16 protein-coding genes are annotated in these 17,249 nt (G+C 66.7%); 6 read left to right on the top strand and 10 right to left on the bottom strand.

Going from position 1 to position 17,249, the window contains the following annotated elements:
- Positions 1-86 precede the first annotated feature (86 nt).
- The gene (gene tsf / locus BST47_RS28870; RefSeq protein WP_083129207.1) at positions 87-902 is read right to left on the bottom strand and encodes a translation elongation factor Ts; all 816 of its coding nucleotides are present in this window, start codon (positions 900-902) and stop codon (positions 87-89) included.
- Positions 903-914: 12 nt separating this feature from the next.
- Positions 915-1,751, bottom strand: a complete 837-nt coding sequence (gene rpsB, locus BST47_RS28865) for a 30S ribosomal protein S2 (RefSeq protein ID WP_083129206.1) — start codon at positions 1,749-1,751, stop codon at positions 915-917.
- Between the two features lie 288 nt (positions 1,752-2,039).
- Between rpsB and BST47_RS28860 the strand changes: the two genes are divergently transcribed.
- Positions 2,040-2,525, top strand: coding sequence for a M23 family metallopeptidase (locus BST47_RS28860; protein ID WP_083129205.1), 486 nt, complete (start codon positions 2,040-2,042; stop codon positions 2,523-2,525).
- A 54-nt stretch (positions 2,526-2,579) separates the two neighbouring features.
- Here BST47_RS28860 and BST47_RS28855 read toward each other — a convergent pair whose 3' ends face one another.
- The 6 genes from BST47_RS28855 to BST47_RS28830 form a co-directional block, all read right to left on the bottom strand.
- Complete coding sequence (locus BST47_RS28855; protein ID WP_083129204.1) at positions 2,580-3,482, bottom strand: tyrosine recombinase XerC; 903 nt, start codon at positions 3,480-3,482, stop codon at positions 2,580-2,582.
- 32 nt (positions 3,483-3,514) lie between these two features.
- The gene (locus BST47_RS28850; protein ID WP_083129203.1) at positions 3,515-4,675 is read right to left on the bottom strand and encodes an alpha-hydroxy-acid oxidizing protein; all 1,161 of its coding nucleotides are present in this window, start codon (positions 4,673-4,675) and stop codon (positions 3,515-3,517) included.
- A gap of 24 nt (positions 4,676-4,699) precedes the next feature.
- Positions 4,700-5,551 carry a siderophore-interacting protein gene (locus BST47_RS28845; RefSeq protein ID WP_083129202.1) on the bottom strand — a complete coding sequence of 284 codons (852 nt, stop codon included), beginning with the start codon at positions 5,549-5,551 and terminating at the stop codon, positions 4,700-4,702.
- 66 nt (positions 5,552-5,617) lie between these two features.
- Positions 5,618-6,751: a DNA-processing protein DprA gene (gene dprA / locus BST47_RS28840; RefSeq protein ID WP_083129201.1), complete on the bottom strand. Its 1,134-nt coding sequence runs from the start codon at positions 6,749-6,751 to the stop codon at positions 5,618-5,620.
- Complete coding sequence (locus BST47_RS28835; RefSeq protein ID WP_083129200.1) at positions 6,748-8,259, bottom strand: YifB family Mg chelatase-like AAA ATPase; 1,512 nt, start codon at positions 8,257-8,259, stop codon at positions 6,748-6,750. The genes dprA and BST47_RS28835 overlap by 4 nt, the downstream gene beginning before the upstream one ends.
- Positions 8,259-8,639: a YraN family protein gene (locus BST47_RS28830; protein WP_083129226.1), complete on the bottom strand. Its 381-nt coding sequence runs from the start codon at positions 8,637-8,639 to the stop codon at positions 8,259-8,261. Before BST47_RS28830 ends, BST47_RS28835 begins: the two co-directional genes overlap by 1 nt.
- Positions 8,640-8,761: 122 nt before the next feature.
- Here BST47_RS28830 and BST47_RS28825 point away from each other — a divergent pair, with 122 nt between their 5' ends.
- A complete protein-coding gene (locus BST47_RS28825; RefSeq protein ID WP_083129199.1) occupies positions 8,762-9,580 on the top strand; it encodes a DUF1206 domain-containing protein in 819 nt (272 codons plus the stop codon).
- A gap of 4 nt (positions 9,581-9,584) precedes the next feature.
- Here BST47_RS28825 and BST47_RS28820 read toward each other — a convergent pair whose 3' ends face one another.
- A complete protein-coding gene (locus tag BST47_RS28820; RefSeq protein WP_083129198.1) occupies positions 9,585-10,286 on the bottom strand; it encodes a DUF899 domain-containing protein in 702 nt (233 codons plus the stop codon).
- Between the two features lie 71 nt (positions 10,287-10,357).
- Complete coding sequence (locus BST47_RS28815; protein WP_083129197.1) at positions 10,358-10,747, bottom strand: heme-binding protein; 390 nt, start codon at positions 10,745-10,747, stop codon at positions 10,358-10,360.
- Positions 10,748-10,933: 186 nt separating this feature from the next.
- On the opposite strand from BST47_RS28815, the gene BST47_RS28810 reads away from it, so the two are divergent.
- From BST47_RS28810 to BST47_RS28795, 4 genes are read left to right on the top strand one after another with little or no spacing between them, the layout of a single operon-like run.
- On the top strand, positions 10,934-11,950 hold the full coding sequence (locus BST47_RS28810) for an iron ABC transporter substrate-binding protein (protein ID WP_083129196.1): 1,017 nt from the start codon (positions 10,934-10,936) through the stop codon (positions 11,948-11,950).
- On the top strand, positions 11,951-13,528 hold the full coding sequence (locus BST47_RS28805) for an ABC transporter permease (RefSeq protein WP_420094071.1): 1,578 nt from the start codon (positions 11,951-11,953) through the stop codon (positions 13,526-13,528).
- Positions 13,529-13,536: 8 nt separating this feature from the next.
- Positions 13,537-14,568 carry an ABC transporter ATP-binding protein gene (locus BST47_RS28800; RefSeq protein ID WP_207568725.1) on the top strand — a complete coding sequence of 344 codons (1,032 nt, stop codon included), beginning with the start codon at positions 13,537-13,539 and terminating at the stop codon, positions 14,566-14,568.
- Positions 14,565-17,060 (top strand): AMP-binding protein, encoded by a 2,496-nt coding sequence (locus BST47_RS28795; protein WP_083129194.1) that lies wholly within the window; start codon positions 14,565-14,567, stop codon positions 17,058-17,060. Before BST47_RS28800 ends, BST47_RS28795 begins: the two co-directional genes overlap by 4 nt.
- Positions 17,061-17,249 lie beyond the last annotated feature (189 nt).

Below are 17,249 nucleotides of genomic sequence, written 5' to 3'. Positions count from 1 at the left end.
AGCGACGGTACCAAGTCGTACCGCGTGACCGGTCCGCCTAATGCAAAAGGCCCCAGAATCCTGGGGGCCTTCGCGGTAGAGCGTTGCTAGGTCTGGCCGACCTCGAAGCGCACGAACCGGGTGACGGTCACGCCCGCCTCGTCGAGCAGCGCCTTCACGGTCTTCTTGCCATCGGACACCGACGGCTGATCCAGCAGCACGACGTCCTTGTAGAAGCCGGTCACGCGGCCTTCGACGATCTTGGGCAGCGCCTGCTCGGGCTTGCCCTCCTCCTTGGCCGTCTCCTCGGCAATGCGTCGCTCGTTGGCGACGATGTCCTCGGGCACGTCCTCACGGGTGAGGTACTTCGCCTTCAGAGCCGCGATCTGCAACGCCACGGCGTGCGCAGCGCTCTTGTCATCGCCCGTGTACTCGACCAGAACACCCACTCCGGGCGGCAGGTCGGCGGCACGCTTGTGCAGGTACGTCTCGACGGTGCCGTCGAAGTAGGCGACGCGGCGCAGTTCGAGCTTCTCGCCGATCTTCGCCGACAGGTCCGCGACGAGCTGCTCGACCGTGGTGTCGCCGACCTTGGCGGCCTTGAGCGCGTCGACATCGGTGGCCTTGGCCGCCGCGGCGGCCGCGACGATCTGGTCGGCCGCGGCCTGGAACTCGGCGTTCTTGGCCACGAAGTCGGTCTCGGAGTTCAGCTCGATCAGCGCGCCGTCCTTCGCGGCGACCAGACCTTCGGCGGTGGCGCGCTCAGCGCGCTTGCCGACGTCCTTGGCGCCCTTGATGCGAAGCAGTTCGACGGCCTTGTCGAAGTCGCCCTCCGACTCGACCAGCGCGTTCTTGGAGTCGAGCATGCCGGCGCCGGTGAGGTCGCGAAGGCGCTTCACATCGGCAGCGGTGTAGTTCGCCATATCAGCCTTTCCCTATGACTCTTGAGGGGTTTCAGTGGTGGGGGCGGCGTCGGCCCCACCGGCATCGGTGGACGCCGTGGCGCCGGCGAGCAGTTCCTGCTCCCACTCGGCGAGCGGCTCGGCACCCTCGGCCTCGGCCTTGTCACCATCGCGGCCTGCACCGGCACGGGCCTGCAGGCCCTCGGCCACCGCGGAGGCCACGACCTTGGTCAGCAGCGCGGCCGAGCGGATCGCGTCGTCGTTGCCCGGGATGGGGTAGTCGACGAGGTCCGGATCGCAGTTGGTGTCGAGGATCGCGATGATCGGGATGTTCAGCTTGCGGGCCTCCGCAACCGCGAGGTGCTCCTTGTTGGTGTCGACGACCCAGATCGCCGACGGCACCTTCTGCATGTCCCGGATGCCGCCGAGGCTGCGCTCGAGCTTGTTCTTCTCGCGGGTCAGCATCAGGATTTCCTTCTTGGTGCGACCCTCGAAGCCACCGGTCTGCTCCATGGCCTCGAGTTCCTTGAGGCGCTGCAGACGCTTGTGCACGGTCGAGAAGTTGGTGAGCATGCCGCCCAGCCAGCGCTGGTTCACGTAGGGCATGCCGACGCGGGTCGACTCTTCGGCGATCGACTCCTGCGCTTGCTTCTTGGTGCCGACGAACATGATGCTGCCGCCGTGGGCGACAGTCTCTTTGACGAATTCGTAGGCCTTGTCGATGTACGTCAGCGTCTGCTGCAGGTCGATGATGTAGATGCCGTTGCGGTCGGTGAAGATGAACCGCTTCATCTTGGGATTCCAGCGACGGGTCTGATGCCCGAAGTGGGTGCCGCTGTCCAGCAGCTGTTTCATGGTCACAACAGCCATAATGTTTTGGCCGGCCTTCTCTGTCGTCGGTTGTCGCGCAGCGTCGGATGACGCCGTGCCCTGGTGCCCGCGGGAGTGCCGAACCCGTCCGAGAACGGGACCGACGGCATCCTGATTGACCTTGGTGGAACCGGGTCATGTGCAGACACGCGAAGTCAGCCCGCGCAAGCGAGCTGCGGATAGGAGTTTACACGCTGTCCAGGGGTGCTTTTTCCACACAGACGCGCTACTCCACAGATTACCGACGGCGGCTGGCGTGACCGTGGCCCATCGCGCTGAGCTGGGTATATGCGATGGATCGTGCTGTTCGCGGCTGCGGTTGCCCTGGCCGGGCCGGCGTCAGCCGATGGTGAGCGGCTGGCGTGGCCGCTGTTGCCTAGACCGGCTGTTGTGCGGATGTTCGACGCTCCGTCGCCCAACTGGAAGCCGGGCCATCGCGGCGTCGATCTCGCCGGAGCCCCTGGTCAGCCCGTATTCGCCGCAGCCGGCGGAACCGTGGTGTTCGCTGGTGAGCTCGCGGGCAGGCCGGTCGTGTCGATCGCTCACCCCGGCGGTTTACGCACCAGCTATGAACCCGTCGTGGCGTCGGTGCGGGCCGGCCGGCGGGTCGACGCCGGGACGATGCTCGGCGAACTGCAGGCCGGCCATGCCGGGTGCGCCGCAGCGGCCTGCCTGCACTGGGGTGCGATGTGGGGTCCGGCGTCGCGCGCGGACTACGTCGATCCGCTCGGCCTCGTCGAAAGCACGCCGATCCGCCTCAAGCCCACCCGGTAGTGAATTGGGCGCGCTGATGCACCGTTGCGGTCGGTTAGCGCGCCGAATCGCCAGTCAGGCGCGAGGGTGGGCCTGGTCGTGGACCGCGCGTAGCCGCGCAACCGTGACGTGGGTGTAGAGCTGCGTGGTGGCCAGGCTGGAATGGCCGAGCAGTTCCTGTACGACGCGCAGATCCGCGCCGCCCTCGAGCAGGTGCGTGGCGGCGCTGTGCCGCAGCCCGTGCGGCCCGATGTCGGGGGCGCCGTCGACCGCAGCCATCGTCTGGTGCACGACGGTGCGAGCTTGCCGCGGGTCGAGCCGTCGGCCACGCGCCCCCAGAAGCAGCGCGGGACCAGAGTCTTTGGTGGCCAACGCGGGGCGACCGTCGGACAGCCATGCAGTGAGCGCCGATACCGCGGGCGCCCCGAACGGCACCGTTCGCTGCTTGTTGCCCTTGCCCAGTACGCGCAGCAGGCGTCGGGAGGTGTCGACGTCGTCGATGTCCAGTCCGCACAACTCGCTGACCCGGATGCCGCTGGCGTAAAGCAGCTCGACGATCAAACGGTCGCGTAGCGCTAACGGATCTCGTTGTTGTGCACCGGATTTCGCTGCCGCCATGGCGTCCAGCGCCTGGTCCTGACGCAGCACGGCCGGCAGTGTGCGGCGAGCCTTGGGCATCTGCAGGCGGGCGGCGGGGTCGCTTGCCATCAGACCGCGTCGCACCGCCCACGCCGTGAAGGTCTTGACGGCCGACGTGCGACGGGCCAGCGTCGTCCTGGCTGCGCCTGTGGCGGCCAGCGCCGCAAGCCACGAACGCAGGATCGGCAGTGTCAGCCCAGAGATCCCCGCATCGGGTGCGCGTTGGGCGACAAAGTCGAACAGCGACCGCAGATCACCGAGATAGGCGCGACGCGTGTGTTCAGAGCGACCGCGCTCCAGCGCGAGGTGCTCGTCGAACTCCTCGAGTATCGCGTCCACGCCTCAACCGTCGCAGACAACGACTGCTCGGCTCAGATGACGCGCCGCAACGCATCGGGAGTCAGTTCCTTCAGCGAGCGATAGCCGTCGACGGCCATCGTCAGGTCGGCTTCGGCGAGCAGCGACCGCAGCACGTGCACGATGCCGTCCTCTCCGCCGAGCGCGAGGCCGTAGGTGTAAGGCCTGCCGATCGCGACCGTCGAGGCGCCGAGCGCGATCGCCTTGACGATGTCGGCGCCGCTGCGGATGCCCGAATCGAACAGCACCGGCATTCCGTCGGCGGCCTCCACCACCCCGGGTAGGCAGTCGATGGCCGGTATTCCGCCATTAGCCTGGCGGCCGCCGTGGTTGGAGCAGTAGATGGCGTCGACGCCACCGTCTTTCGCGCGCCGCACGTCGTCGGGATGGCAGATGCCCTTGACGAGCAGTGGCAGCGAGGTGAGCGAGCGCAGCCACGGCAAATCGTCCCACGTCAGCGGATTTCCGAAGATCGAGATCCACTGCATGATCGCGGCCTGCATGTTCTCTTCCGGCGGCTGCGCCAGGTTGTCGAGGAACACCGGATCGGTGGTGTAGTTGGCCAGACAGTGACCACGCAGGAACGGGAAGTTCGACGTCGACAGGTCGCGTGGTCGCCAGCCGGGGATCCAGGTGTCCAGGGTCACGACGACGCCCTTGAAACCGGCGGCCTCGGCGCGTTGCACGAAGCTCGCGGCAACGTCTCGGTCCTTCGGGGTGTAGAGCTGGAAAAAGCCTGGCGTGTCACCCAATTCGGCGGCGACAGCCTCCATCGGATCGGCAGTCATGGTCGAGGCGATCATCGGCACACCGGTACGCGCCGCCGCACGTGCTGTGGCGAGGTCGCCATGTCCGTCCTGCGCGCACAATCCGATGACGCCGACGGGCGCCATCATCACCGGCGACGGCAGCGAGAGCCCGAGGAAATCGACAGTCAGATCGCGTTCGGCGGCGCCGACGAACATCCGCGGCATGAGACCCCAGTTCTCGAAGGCGGAGGCGTTGACGCGCTGGGTGCGTTCGTCGCCTGCGCCGCCCGCGACGTAGGACCACATCGACGGTGACATCGCGGCCTGCGCCTTGGCCTCCAACTCCGCGAAAGACATCGGGAGCTTCGGCAGGACGCCGGACAGACCCTGGAAGTAGATCTCGAGCTGGTAATCGCCGTATGCCATGCGGCTAGCGTGCCAGGCTCGCGGTCACGCGTTGGCCTGTTCTGCCTTCGCGAGTTCCGCCTTCCACTGTCTGAACGTCTCCTCGGTGCGGCCGCGGCGCCAGTATCCCGAGATCGACGACGCCCACTTGGCGTCCACGCCACGCTCCTTGCGGATGTAGGGACGCAGGTTGTGCATGATGGTCTGCGCCTCGCCGTGGATGAAAACCTGCACTTGACCGGGTAACCACGGCGCGCCCTTCACGGCGTCGATGAGCGGCGCGTGGTCGCCGGCAAGGTCCTCGGCCACCAGGTCGGCGCGGCCGCCCCGGTAGATCCACGTGATGTCAACACCCGGCGGCGCCTGCATTTCGACCTCATCGTCGGGCCCGCCCACCTCGATGAAAACCTGACCGATTGCGTTGTCCGGCAATGCTTCCAACGCCGCGCCGATCGCCGGCACAGCGGCCTCGTCTCCGGCCAGCAGGTGCCAGTCCGCCGCGGGATCGGGCGCGTACCCGCCGCTGGGCCCCATCAGGTAGGCCGGTTGACCGGGTTGCGCGGCGACGGCCCACGGACCGGCGACACCGTGCTCACCGTGCACCACGAAGTCGATGGCGATCTCGCGTCGCTCGGCATCCACCTTCCGGACCGTGTACGTGCGCACGGGCGGTTGTTGCGCGGCGGGCAGAGCCTTGAAGCTGTCCAACGTCAGCGGCTGCTCCAACGCGGCGACGTCGATACCGGGGTGAACGAACACGATCTTGACGTAGGCGTCGGTGGAGTCGTTGGGCGTGAAGGTGTCGAAGCCTGCGCCGCCGAGCACGACCCGCTTGAGATGCGGGGTCAGCTGCTCGGTACGCACCACTTCGAACGTGTGCACCGGACGTCCTGCCACTGTTCCTCCTGTTGATCGCTCGCCACGTCGAGGATACGAGCGCCCGCCGGGTGCCGGTCGGTTACCTCATGTCGTGCGAGATGTCGTCCTCGCCAGCTTCCACCTCCCCTCTCGGCGCACCACCAAACCGGACAGCTCCAGCACCGCCAACGGACCGAGCACCTGCGTCGGCGGCAGGCCGGCGGCCACCGCGATCTCGTCGGCGGTGCGGGCGGCCCGGGCCGGCAGCGCGTCGTAAACCCTCTTGTCGGCGTCGCTCAGCCCGTCCAACACAGATGCCGGTCGGTCCTCGTCCGGCGCGAGTTCGCCCACGCGGCCGATCAATTCGATGACGTCCTCGGCGCGAGTCACCACGTTGGCGCCCGCCTTCAGCAGAGCATGACTGCCGACCGACGCAGACGACGTCACCGGGCCGGGCACCGCGCAGACCGAACGCCCCAGCGCACGGGCCCACGCCGCGGTGTTCGCCGCACCGCTGCGCGCGCCCGCCTCGACGACGACCGTCGCACCGGCGAGAACCGCGACCAATCTGTTGCGCGTCAGAAAGCGGTGCCGCGCGGGCCGTTCGCCAGGCGGATACTCACTGATCACGAGACCGTGGTCGCGGATCTGCCGCAGCATCGCGGCGTGCGCCGACGGATAGGGCACGTCGATGCCACCTGCGAGCACGGCCACCGTGGTCCCGTCCGCCGCCAGCGCGGCGCGGTGTGCGGCGCCGTCGATTCCGAATGCCCCGCCCGAGATCACCGTCGCGTCGCGGGCCGCCAAACCCGCCGCTAGGTCGGCGGCGACGAACTCGCCGTACGCCGTGGCCGCCCGCGTGCCGACAATTGCCGCAGCACGATCGGAAACCTCGTCGAGGCACATCGGACCGACGGCCCACAGCACCATCGGCTCATGTGCCTGCGGCCGGTCCTTGACACCGCGAAACGCGTTGAATGCCAACAGCGGCCACTCGGCATCGTCAGCGGTGATCAGCCGTCCGCCCATACGGTTCAAGACTTCTAGATCTTTTGCTGCACAGTCGATCTCGCGTCTGGCCTCGACGACCCGCCCGACGGTGCCGTCGGCTGCTCCGCTACGCACACGGTCGGCGGCCTCCACCGGGCCGACTCGTCGGGCCAACGCGCGCAGTTCCGGACACGGCGGCTCCGCGACGCGCGACAAATAGGCCCATGCACGTGCGATCTCATCGATCATCGCGCTCCCCCGTCCTGTCGAAAGCTCAACGCTGTGGTCACGTCCTCCAACGCCGGCGACGTTCGTCCCGCCAGGTCGGCGAGTGTCCAGGCGACTCGCTGAACGCGGTCTGCTCCGCGCTGGCTGAGCAGACCGCGGTCGAGTGCGAAACGAAGAGGCTCGGTAACGGTCTTGGCAAGCCGGAACTTCTTGCGCAGTAGGGACCCACTCACCTCGGCATTTGTGCGGATGCCATGGGGCCGCCACCGCTCCACGGCGGCCTCACGTGCTTTTGCGACCCGCTCGCGCACCTTGGCGGTCGACTCACCCTCCTGTTGGGCAAACGCACCGGCGCGCTCCGAATGCATCTCGACGACCAGGTCCACACGGTCGAGCAGGGGGCCGGACAGCTTGCCCAGATAGCGTCGCTTGATCTGCCCCGGACAGATGCAGTCGCGCGGATCCGCAGGTGCACACGGACACGGGTTGGCGGCCAGCACCAACTGGAACCGGGCCGGATAACGCGCCACGCCGTCGCGGCGAGCCAGCCGAATCTCCCCGTCCTCCAGCGGAGTTCGCAACGCTTCCATCACACTGACGCCGATCTCCGCGCATTCGTCGAGGAACAACACCCCGCGGTGCGCGCGACTCACCGCACCGGGCCGAGCCAATCCGCTGCCGCCGCCGACCATCGCCGCCACGCTCGAGGTGTGATGCGGCGCGACGAATGGCGGCCGCGTGATCAACGGCGTACTGCCGGACAACAGGCCGGCCACCGAATGAATCGCCGTCACCTCAAGGGCCTCACCTTCGCTGAGTTCGGGCAACAAACCCGGAAGCCGCTGTGCCAGCATCGTTTTTCCGACGCCCGGCGGGCCGGTCAACATCAGGTGATGCGCACCGGCGGCGGCAACCTCGACGGCGTAACGGGCCTGTGTTTGACCGACCACGTCGGACAGGTCGGCCACGGGTGCCGGCACCGGGTACGGCGTGCCGCCGTTGTCCTCGAGGTGCGCCTTGCCTTCGATCCAGGACTTCAGCTGGCCGAGTGTCCGCACCCCCTTGACGTCGATGCCGTGCACCAGCGCCGCTTCCGGCAGATTCTCAACCGGAACCACCACGAGCGGCCATCCCTCCTTCTTCGCAGCGAGTACCGCAGGCAGCACTCCCTTCACGGGGCGCACCCGGCCGTCGAGCGCCAGCTCACCGAGCAGCACCGTTTTCTCCAACCGCGCCCACTCCGCCTTGCTGTGCGCGGACATCACCGCCAACGCGAGCGCGATGTCGTAGACGGACCCCATCTTCGGCAGCGTCGCAGGTGAGAGCGCCAGCGTCAGCCGGGTCTGCGGCCACTCGTTGCCGCAGTTGGTGATCGCCGCGCGAACCCGGTCCCGCGACTCCTGCAGCGCGGCGTCGGGCAGTCCGACCAGGTGCACACCGGGCAGCCCTGACGCGATGTCGGCCTCGATCTCCACGATGTGGCCGTCAAGGCCGCGCACGGCGACCGAGAATGCTCGCCCCAGCGCCATCAGCCCACTCCCCGCAGATGGGTGATCTCCGGGATCGGGCGGCGACCGATGCGCACGCCGACGACATCGATGCGCACGCCGGACCACCGAACGTCCTGTCGTGCCAGCCACAGCCCCGCGAGGCGCCTCAGCCGACGCACCTTCTGCGGTGTCACGGCCTGTTCGATTCCTCCGTACCGGTCGCTGGTGCGGGTCTTTACCTCGACGAACACCACGACGCGTGTGGCGTCGTCAGCCGCGATCACATCGAGTTCGCCATAACGGCAGCGCCAGTTACGTGCGAGGACTCGCAATCCCACCGACTGCAGATGCTCGACGGCCAAGCGTTCCCCGAGTGCGCCGATCTCGGCGCGGGTCCACGACGTCTTCGGATGAGTCATGGCCACACGGTGCGACCCGACCCCGACAAGCTGCGGCCGCCGAACCGCACTTATCCCCAACCGCCAACTCATCCACAGCCTGAGTAAGTTTCGCCACCGTCAAAAGGCGGGTACAGGACGACATGGCCAACAAGTCCCTCCATGGCGCGGCTGATCGCGCGACCGACAGCGACGCGTTCGAATACACCGCCCGCGCGGGCTTCGTCGTCAGCGGTGTGCTGCACCTTCTTGTCGGCTACATCGTCCTTCAGATCGCCTTCGGGTCAGGCGGTAATGCGGATCAGTCCGGTGCCCTTGCGACCCTGGCCGCCCAGACCGGTGGCAAGTTGATCCTTTGGGTGGCCGCGATCGGCCTTGTCGCACTTGGTCTATGGCGTGTTGCCGAGGCAATCGTCGGATCCAAACCGGGTGAAGGGTCCGGAGCCAACCGGGACGACACACCTGCCTGGAAACGGGGGAAGGCCGCGGGACTGGCAATCGTGAACTTCGCCATCGCGCTCTCGGCGGCCCGCTTCGCCATGGGCAGCGGTCAGCAGAGCAGTCAGCAGAACAGCGGGATGAGCGCGCAGTTGATGCAATCCGGCTGGGGCAAGACGCTTCTCATCGCCGTCGGGCTCGGACTCGTCGGGGTGGGCGGCTACCACGTCTACAAGGGCGTGGTCCAGAAGTTCTTCAAGGACCTGCGCGTCTCGGACGGCACCTGGATCAAAGCCGTCGGGATCAGTGGCTACGTCGCCAAAGGGCTGGTGTTGGCCGGCGCGGGCCTACTGGTGATCGTCGCGACGCTGCAGGCCGACCCCTCGAAGGCGGCCGGCCTCGACGCCGCGGTGAAGACCCTCGGCCAGGCACCGTTCGGCAAGTTCCTGCTCATCCTCGCCGCGCTCGGCATCGCCGCATTCGGCGTGTACAACTTCGTACGCGGTCGCTACGGCCGAATGTGACGGGTCAGCCGCCGCTGCCGTAAGCCCGCGCGATGTCCGGGCTGTCCAGCCAGCCCGAGTACGTCGGCCGTGACGGCCAGCCGTCGGGCGAGTCCTGCCATTCCTCCTGCCGGCCGTACGGCAGCAGATCGATCAACGCGAAAGAGTGACTGAGCTGCTCGGTGCCGCGCCCGTTGGTGTGCCAGGTCCGGTAGACGGTGTCGCCGTCGCGCAGGAACACGTTGACTCCGAACCCTTCGCCCGGCGCGGCATCGACGTCGGCACCGAACGACGTACCCGCCGCGGAGTACCACTCCATCCGGTTTCCGACCTTCTCGCGGTAGGCCAGCGCCTCCTCGATCGGCCCGTTCGTGACGATCACGAACCGGGCGTCGTAATTGTCGAGGAACTCCAGCCGGGTGAATTGCGAGGTGAAACCGGTGCAGCCGCCGCACTGCCATTCAGCGCCGTCTTCCCACATGTGGTGGTAGGTGATGAGCTGCGTCCGCCCGTCGAAGATGTCGACGAGCCGGACTGGACCGTCGGCACCGGCCAGCGTGTAGTCGTCCATCTTCACCATCGGCAGCCGTCTGCGCGCCGCGGCGATCGCATCGAGCTCGCGCGTCGCTGCTTTCTCGCGGCGCCGTAGGTCGTCCAGTGCGGCGCGCCACGTCTGATCGTCGACCACCGGAGGCTTGCCCGCTGTCGTCGTCGCCTCAGTACTCATCGGCTCTCCCTTCGATGTTCCGGAAACGGTCAATAGAACGACTACCCGCGCCACCGAAACTCATCGGCCGATCAGACCTCCATCGCGTCGAACAGTGTCGCGAACTGGGCGGGCGTGATGGCGATGCCGCACTGGTTACGCAGGTCCTTCAATGGGCTCGCGATGCGCGACAGGTCCAGGAATTCACCGGGGTTGCCCATGAAGTAACCCCGTACGTTGCTGCGCGCCACGTCGGCCGGCTGCGTGGCGGCCGCGGTGAGGACGTTGTTGGCACCGGGATGGCCGGCGAGGTAGCCGCCCGCCTCGGCGAGCACACCACCGGCGGTCACGGCGAGCCCGCTGGCGGTGCAGTCTGCGGCACTGGCCATCGGCGCGGTGACGACGGCCACCGAGACCCCGAGAGCACATGCGGCGGCGACTCCGACGACTCGCGAGCGTGTGATTTTGGTTGACTTGTTCATGCGATGTCCTCAAGGTCGATGCCGACGGATCATTTTCAGGGCCAACCTACCCGGCACCCCGTCGAGAAACTGCTCTGAGCATGAAAAACGGTGGGCACACGGCCCCGCAGCCCAAGGGGGCAGGGTATGTTCATTTAGGTAAACCTCAGCTAAATGCGCCGGGTTGGCGCGGGAAGGACCGCCTGAATGCGCCACCGTTGGAGCCGGATCGCCGCACTCGTGTCGACCGTTGCCGTCGTGCTGGGAGCGACGTCGTGCTCGGGTTCGGACGAGAGTGACGAGTTACTGATCTACAACGCTCAGCACGAGTCGCTGACCAAAGAGTGGATCGACGCGTTCACGAAAGAGACCGGCATCAAGGTCACGTATCGCCAGGGCGGCGACACCGAGCTGGGTAACCAGCTGGTGGCCGAGGGCGCCGCATCTTCCGCCGACGTGTTCCTGACGGAGAACTCGCCGGCGATGGCGGCGGTCGAAAAGGCGGGACTGTTCGCCGATCTCGATCAAGCGACTCTTGATCAGGTTCCAGAGCAGTACCGCCCGGCCACCGGCAAGTGGACGGGTGTCGCGGCGCGCAGCACCGTGTTTGTCTACAACACCTCCAAGCTGTCGCCGGATCAGCTGCCGAAGTCGCTGGTGGACCTGCAGAATCCCGAATGGAAAGGCCGGTGGGGCGCTCCCCCGACTAAGGCTGACTTCCAGGCCATCGTCGCGGCGCTGCTCCAGCTCAAGGGGGAGGCCGAAACCGCAAAGTGGCTCGCGGCGATGAAGTCCGGCGCGACGTTGTACAGCGACAACATCGCCACGCTGAAGGCGGTCAACTCGGGCGAGGTCGATGGTGGCGTGATCTACCACTACTACTGGTTCCGCGATCAGTCGAAAACCAAAGAGATGAGCGCGAATACGGCGCTGCACTACTTCAAGAACGAGGATCCCGGCGCGTTCGTGAGCCTGTCCGGCGGCGGCGTGCTCGAGTCGAGCAAGAAGAAGGACGAGGCCCAGCAGTTCATCCGGTTCATCACCGGCAAGACGGGCCAGGAGGTGTTGGAGAAGGGCACCTCGTTCGAGTATCCGGTCGCCAGCGGCGTGCCCGCCAACGCCGCGCTGCCGCCGTTGGACACGCTGCAGGCACCCACGGTGGACCCGTCGACGCTGAACTCCGCGCAGGTGACGGATCTGATGACGAAGGCGGGCTTGCTGTAGGTGATTGCTGCTCCCCCCATTCCGGCGCCCGCTGCGGGGTCCCCGCGGTCCGAGGCGACCGCGAGGCCGGGTCCGCTGGTTTCTGCAACCGTCGCGGTTCTGGTTGCCGCCACCTGCATTCCGCTGGGCTATGTGGTGTGGGGAACGGTGTCGGTCGGGTGGACGCGCGCCTACGAGTTGGTGGTCCGGCCTCGGGTCGGTGAACTGCTGTTCAACACCGTCGCGCTGGTGATCGTCACGGTGCCGCTCTGCGTACTGATCGGCGTCGGCCTCGCGTGGCTGACGGAGCGGACCGACCTTCCCGGCCGGGGGTTTTGGCGCCCGTTGTTCGTTGCGCCACTGGCTGTTCCGGCCTTCGTCAACAGCTACGCCTGGGTCGGTGTCGTCCCGTCGATCCACGGGTTGTGGGCGGGAGTCCTCATCACCACGCTGTCGTACTTCCCGTTCATGTACCTGCCCGTCGCGGCGACCCTGCGCCGACTCGACCCTGCGGTCGAGGAGTCCGCACGCGCACTCGGATCGGGCTCGACGGGTGTGTTCTTACGCGTCGTTCTTCCACAATTGCGGTTGGCGATCCTGGGCGGCGGACTGCTCGTGGGTCTGCATCTACTCTCGGAATTCGGCGCGTTCGCAATGATCCGGTTCGACACGTTCACCGTCGCGATCTTCCAACAGTTTCAGGCCACTTTCGACGGTGCTGCGGGCAGCATGCTCGCCGGAGTTCTCGTCGTCCTGTGCCTGGTACTCCTCACCGTGGAAGCGGTTGCGCGCGGCAAAGTCCGATTCGCCAGAATTGGATCTGGCTCGCCGCGCGCCGCTACGCCAAACCATCTGGGCCGCAGCATAATCCCCGCTCTACTCGCAGCGACCGCCGTCGCAGTGCTGTCGCTGGGCGTTCCGATCTGGACGCTGCTGCGCTGGCTGTGGATCGGCGGCGCCGACGTGTGGGACTTCGCCGAACTCGGCAATTCGCTCGGCCAGACCATCGGGCTGGCGAGCACCGCGGCGATCGTCACCACAGTTCTGGCCTTCCCCGTGGCATGGGTCGCGGTGCGGTCGAGCGGAGTGCTCGCCCGCACAGTCGAGGGCGCCAACTACGTCACCAGCGCCCTGCCGGGTATTGTCACCGCGCTCGCACTGGTCACCGTCGCGATTCATTACATGCGACCGCTCTATCAAAGCGTCCCGCTGATCGTGTGCGCCTACGTCCTGCTGTTCATGCCGCGGGCACTGGTCAACGTCCGGGCCGGTCTCGCCCAGGTTCCGCCGAGCCTGGAGGAAGCGTCCCGGTCGCTTGGTGCGTCGGCGTCGGAAACGTTCGTCCGGGTGACGCTGCGGCTCACCGCCCCCGCCGCCGCCGCCGGTGCATGCATGGTATTCGTCGCCGTGGCAACCGAATTGACCGCGACATTGCTGCTGGCGCCGACTGGCACCAGAACGTTGTCGATGATGTTCTGGTCGTGGAGTAGCGAACTCGACTACGCAGCCGCCGCGCCTTACGCAATGGTGTTGGTGCTGTTGGCCATACCCGTGACCGTCCTGCTCTTCCGTCAGTCGATGAAAGTGGCCGCACTGTGAGCGAGGTGATGGTCGATATTCGGGGACTCGCGAAGTCCTTCAACGGCCATGTCGTGCTCGACCACATCGACCTCCAGCTCGAGAAGGGCAGCACCACTGCGGTTGTCGGCGCTTCGGGCTGCGGGAAGACGACACTGCTGCGGCTCATCGCCGGTTTCGAGACTCCCGGCGAGGGAACGATAACGATCGACGGCCGCCAGGTCGCGAGCGCCAAACGCGCGGTGGCACCGCACCGGCGCCGTATCGGATATGTCGCGCAAGACGGGGCGCTTTTCCCCCACCTGACCGTCGGCCAGAACATCGCCTACGGGATCCGCCGCGAGGGCCGCGACAAAGTGCGTAACCGTATCAGCGAACTTCTCGAAACCGTTTCGCTCGACCCGTCATTCGCCGATCGCCGACCGGACCAGCTCTCCGGCGGACAGCAGCAGCGCGTCGCACTGGCCCGGGCACTGGCGCGACAGCCGGTATTGATGCTGCTCGACGAGCCCTTCACCGCCCTGGACACCGGACTGCGCGCGTCCACCAGAAAGGTGGTCGCGGGCCTGCTCGCCGATGCGGGCATCACGTCGCTGCTGGTGACCCACGACCAGGAGGAGGCGCTGTCGATCGCCGACCAGGTCGCGGTGATGCGCGACGGCCGGTTCACCCAGGTCGGCTCGCCGCAGTCGGTGTACCGGCAACCCGGTGATCGCTTCACGGCCGAGTTCCTCGGCGACAGCATCACGCTGCCGTGCGTCGTCGCGTCCGGGTTCGCCGACTGCGCCATCGGACGGGTCGCCGTGCGCGCTGACGACGGGCCGGGCACGCTGTTGCTGCGGCCCGAACAGCTGGTGGCGAAGGTCGTTTCGGACAGCGGTGAGCTGGACGGCGTCGGCAGGGTGCTGGCCGTCGAGTTCCTCGGCCACGACGTCCTGCTGACCATCGACCCCGCAGGCGACGTCGAGCCGATCATCGTGCGCCAGAACAGCCTCGAGCCCCCATCGATCGACGCGAAGGTGCGTATCGAGGTGGTGGGCAACGGAGTCGTGTTCACGTGAGGTCGCTCATCGAGCATCTGCGGGGCCACGGCGAGCGTGTCGCGGTTCTCACCGATGCCGCGCAACTGACCTACCTCGAGCTCGCGGACCGGGTCGCCGACGCCGTCCAGGCACTTGACGGTCCGCGCCGGCTTGTACTTCTCGAAACGCGCAACGACATCTCGACGCTGGTCTACTATCTCGGCGCCCTGGCGGCAAACCACGTCGTACTACCCGTCGCTGAACGACGCGACCACACCGCGATCGAAGAGACCTACCAGCCCGACATCGTCATCGACGACAGCGGAATCCGCGTCCACCACCACGACGAACGCCAGATGCACGACGACCTCGCGCTACTGATGTCGACGTCCGGCAGCACCGGTTCCCCGAAACTCGTACGACTCTCGCACACGAATCTCGTCGCCAACGCCTCGGTCATCGCCGAGTACCTGGGTATCCGCGAAACCGACAGGGCTGCAACCACACTGCCGATGTCATATTGCTATGGACTGTCGGTGATCCACAGCCATCTGCTCGCAGGCGCCGGCCTGATACTGACCGACCGCTCCGTGGTCGACGAGGAGTTCTGGCGGCTTTTCCGCCGGCACCACGGAACGTCGTTTGCGGGCGTGCCTTACACGTTCGAACTGCTCGACAGCGTCGGGTTCGACGCCAAGGACCTACCCGATCTGCGCTACGTCACCCAGGCCGGCGGAAGAATGCCACCCGAGCGGGTCCGCAAATTCGCGGAGCTCGCGCAGGATGCAGGCTTCGAGCTGTTCGTGATGTACGGAGCCACCGAGGCAACGGCCCGGATGTCGTATCTACCATCGGAACTCGCGTTGTCCCGCCCGAATGCCATCGGCCGCCCCATCCGCGGTGGATCGTTCTCCATCGAACCATTGGACGGCTGGACCGGCGACGACGTCGGCGAGCTGGTCTACCGCGGCCCCAATGTGATGATGGGTTACGCGCACGGACCCACCGACCTGGAGCTCGGCAAGACAGTCGAGACGCTGCGCACCGGCGACATCGCCCGACTCTGCGCCGACGGGCTGTACGAGATCGTCGGCCGCAACAGCCGATTCGTGAAGATGTATGGCCTGCGTATCGATCTGGGACAGATCGAGGCCGCGCTGCGCGCACAGGGAATGCAGTCGTTCTGCGCCAGCGATGACGACGCCCTTGTGGTCGCCGTCGCCGGCAAGCACGACGATCGCGAGATCCAACGGGCGGCGGCGGAGGCAGCCGGTGTGCCCCCGGGTGCCGTGCGTGCCGTCACCGTCGAGGAACTGCCCCTGTTGCCGTCGGGCAAGCCCGATTACGAGACCGTGCGCGGAATGGCGGGCACGACCGATCCGCCGCAGTCCACGGATCTGCGTGGACTGTTCGCCGATGTGCTACAGGTCGAGGCCGCCACGCTCGATCCGGACGCCAGCTTTGTGGACCTGGGCGGCAACTCGCTGTCCTACGTCACGATGACGGTGCGGCTCGAGCGGACGATCGGCCAGCTTCCGTCGAATTGGCAGAGCATGCCGATCCGGCAGCTCGAAAGTATCTCGAAGCCGGCGCGACGCAGCTGGCTGGCGTCCCTGGAGACCAGCGTTGCGTTGCGCGCCGCAGCGATCGTGCTGATCGTCGGGTCGCACGCCGAGCTGTTCGAGTTGTGGGGCGGCGCGCACATTCTGCTCGCCGTCGCCGGGTACAACTTCGGCCGGTTCTGCCTCACCCCGGTGCCACGTAACGACCGGGTGCGGCATCTCGGCAACACGATCGCCTGGATCGCGGTGCCGTCGGTGTTGTGGGTGGCGGTCGCGCTGCTGCTGACTGACCATTACACGTGGACAAACCTGTTGCTGGCCAACAAGTTTCTCGGGCCGCACGACAGCATGACCGCGGGCCGACTGTGGTTCGTCGAAGTGCTGGTGTGGATTCTCGTCGGGCTGACACTGCTGTTCTGGTTGCCGCTGATGGATCGGCTCGAACGGCGTCGACCCTTCACTATCGCCGTCGTGTTCCTGGTCATCGGCTTGGCGCTGCGGTACGACATCCTCGGGATGAACCTCGGGCGCGATGCGTGGTTCACGATGCTGGCGTTCTGGTTCTTCGCCATCGGCTGGGTGGCCGCGAAGGCTACGACGACGCTGCAGCGCCTTGCCGTGACCGTCGCCCTGATCGTCGCACTGCACGGATATTTCGACAGCACCCTGCGTGAGGTCATGGTGATGGCCGGTCTCGCCCTGCTCATTTGGGTGCCGACGATCCGGTGTCCGTCCGCGCTGACGGTGGGGATCGGGGTCATTGCGGAGGCGTCGCTGTACACCTATCTGGTGCACTACCAGGTGTACGCGATGTTCGACGGCCACCCCGCGCTCGGCGTCACCGCCTCACTAGCCGTCGGTGTGCTGCTGACGTTTGTCGTCACGGTGCTGCGCAGGTGGCTGTGTAGCCGGTTCGATTCGCTGCGCTCGGATGTGTCGACCCGAAGCAGCACGGTCAGCCAGACCTGAAATCTCTTCTGTCACTTTGGTTTCAGTTGTCACATTTTCGAATTGGCTGTCGGTGGTCGAATGTATGTTCGACTCATGTTGGCGACTCGGGTTCAGGTGTTGATGGCCGCGCTGCGGTCCGCACATGACGAGTTGGCCGCCTGTGACCTCGACATGCTGACCCACCGCGAACTGCTCGACGTGCTGGAC

Origin of the sequence: Mycolicibacterium tusciae (genome assembly GCF_002086795.1) — a bacterium.
Classification (GTDB): domain Bacteria; phylum Actinomycetota; class Actinomycetes; order Mycobacteriales; family Mycobacteriaceae; genus Mycobacterium; species Mycobacterium tusciae.
The sequence above is the reverse complement of the archived record's forward strand: the minus strand, read 5'-3'. Positions and strand labels throughout refer to the sequence as shown.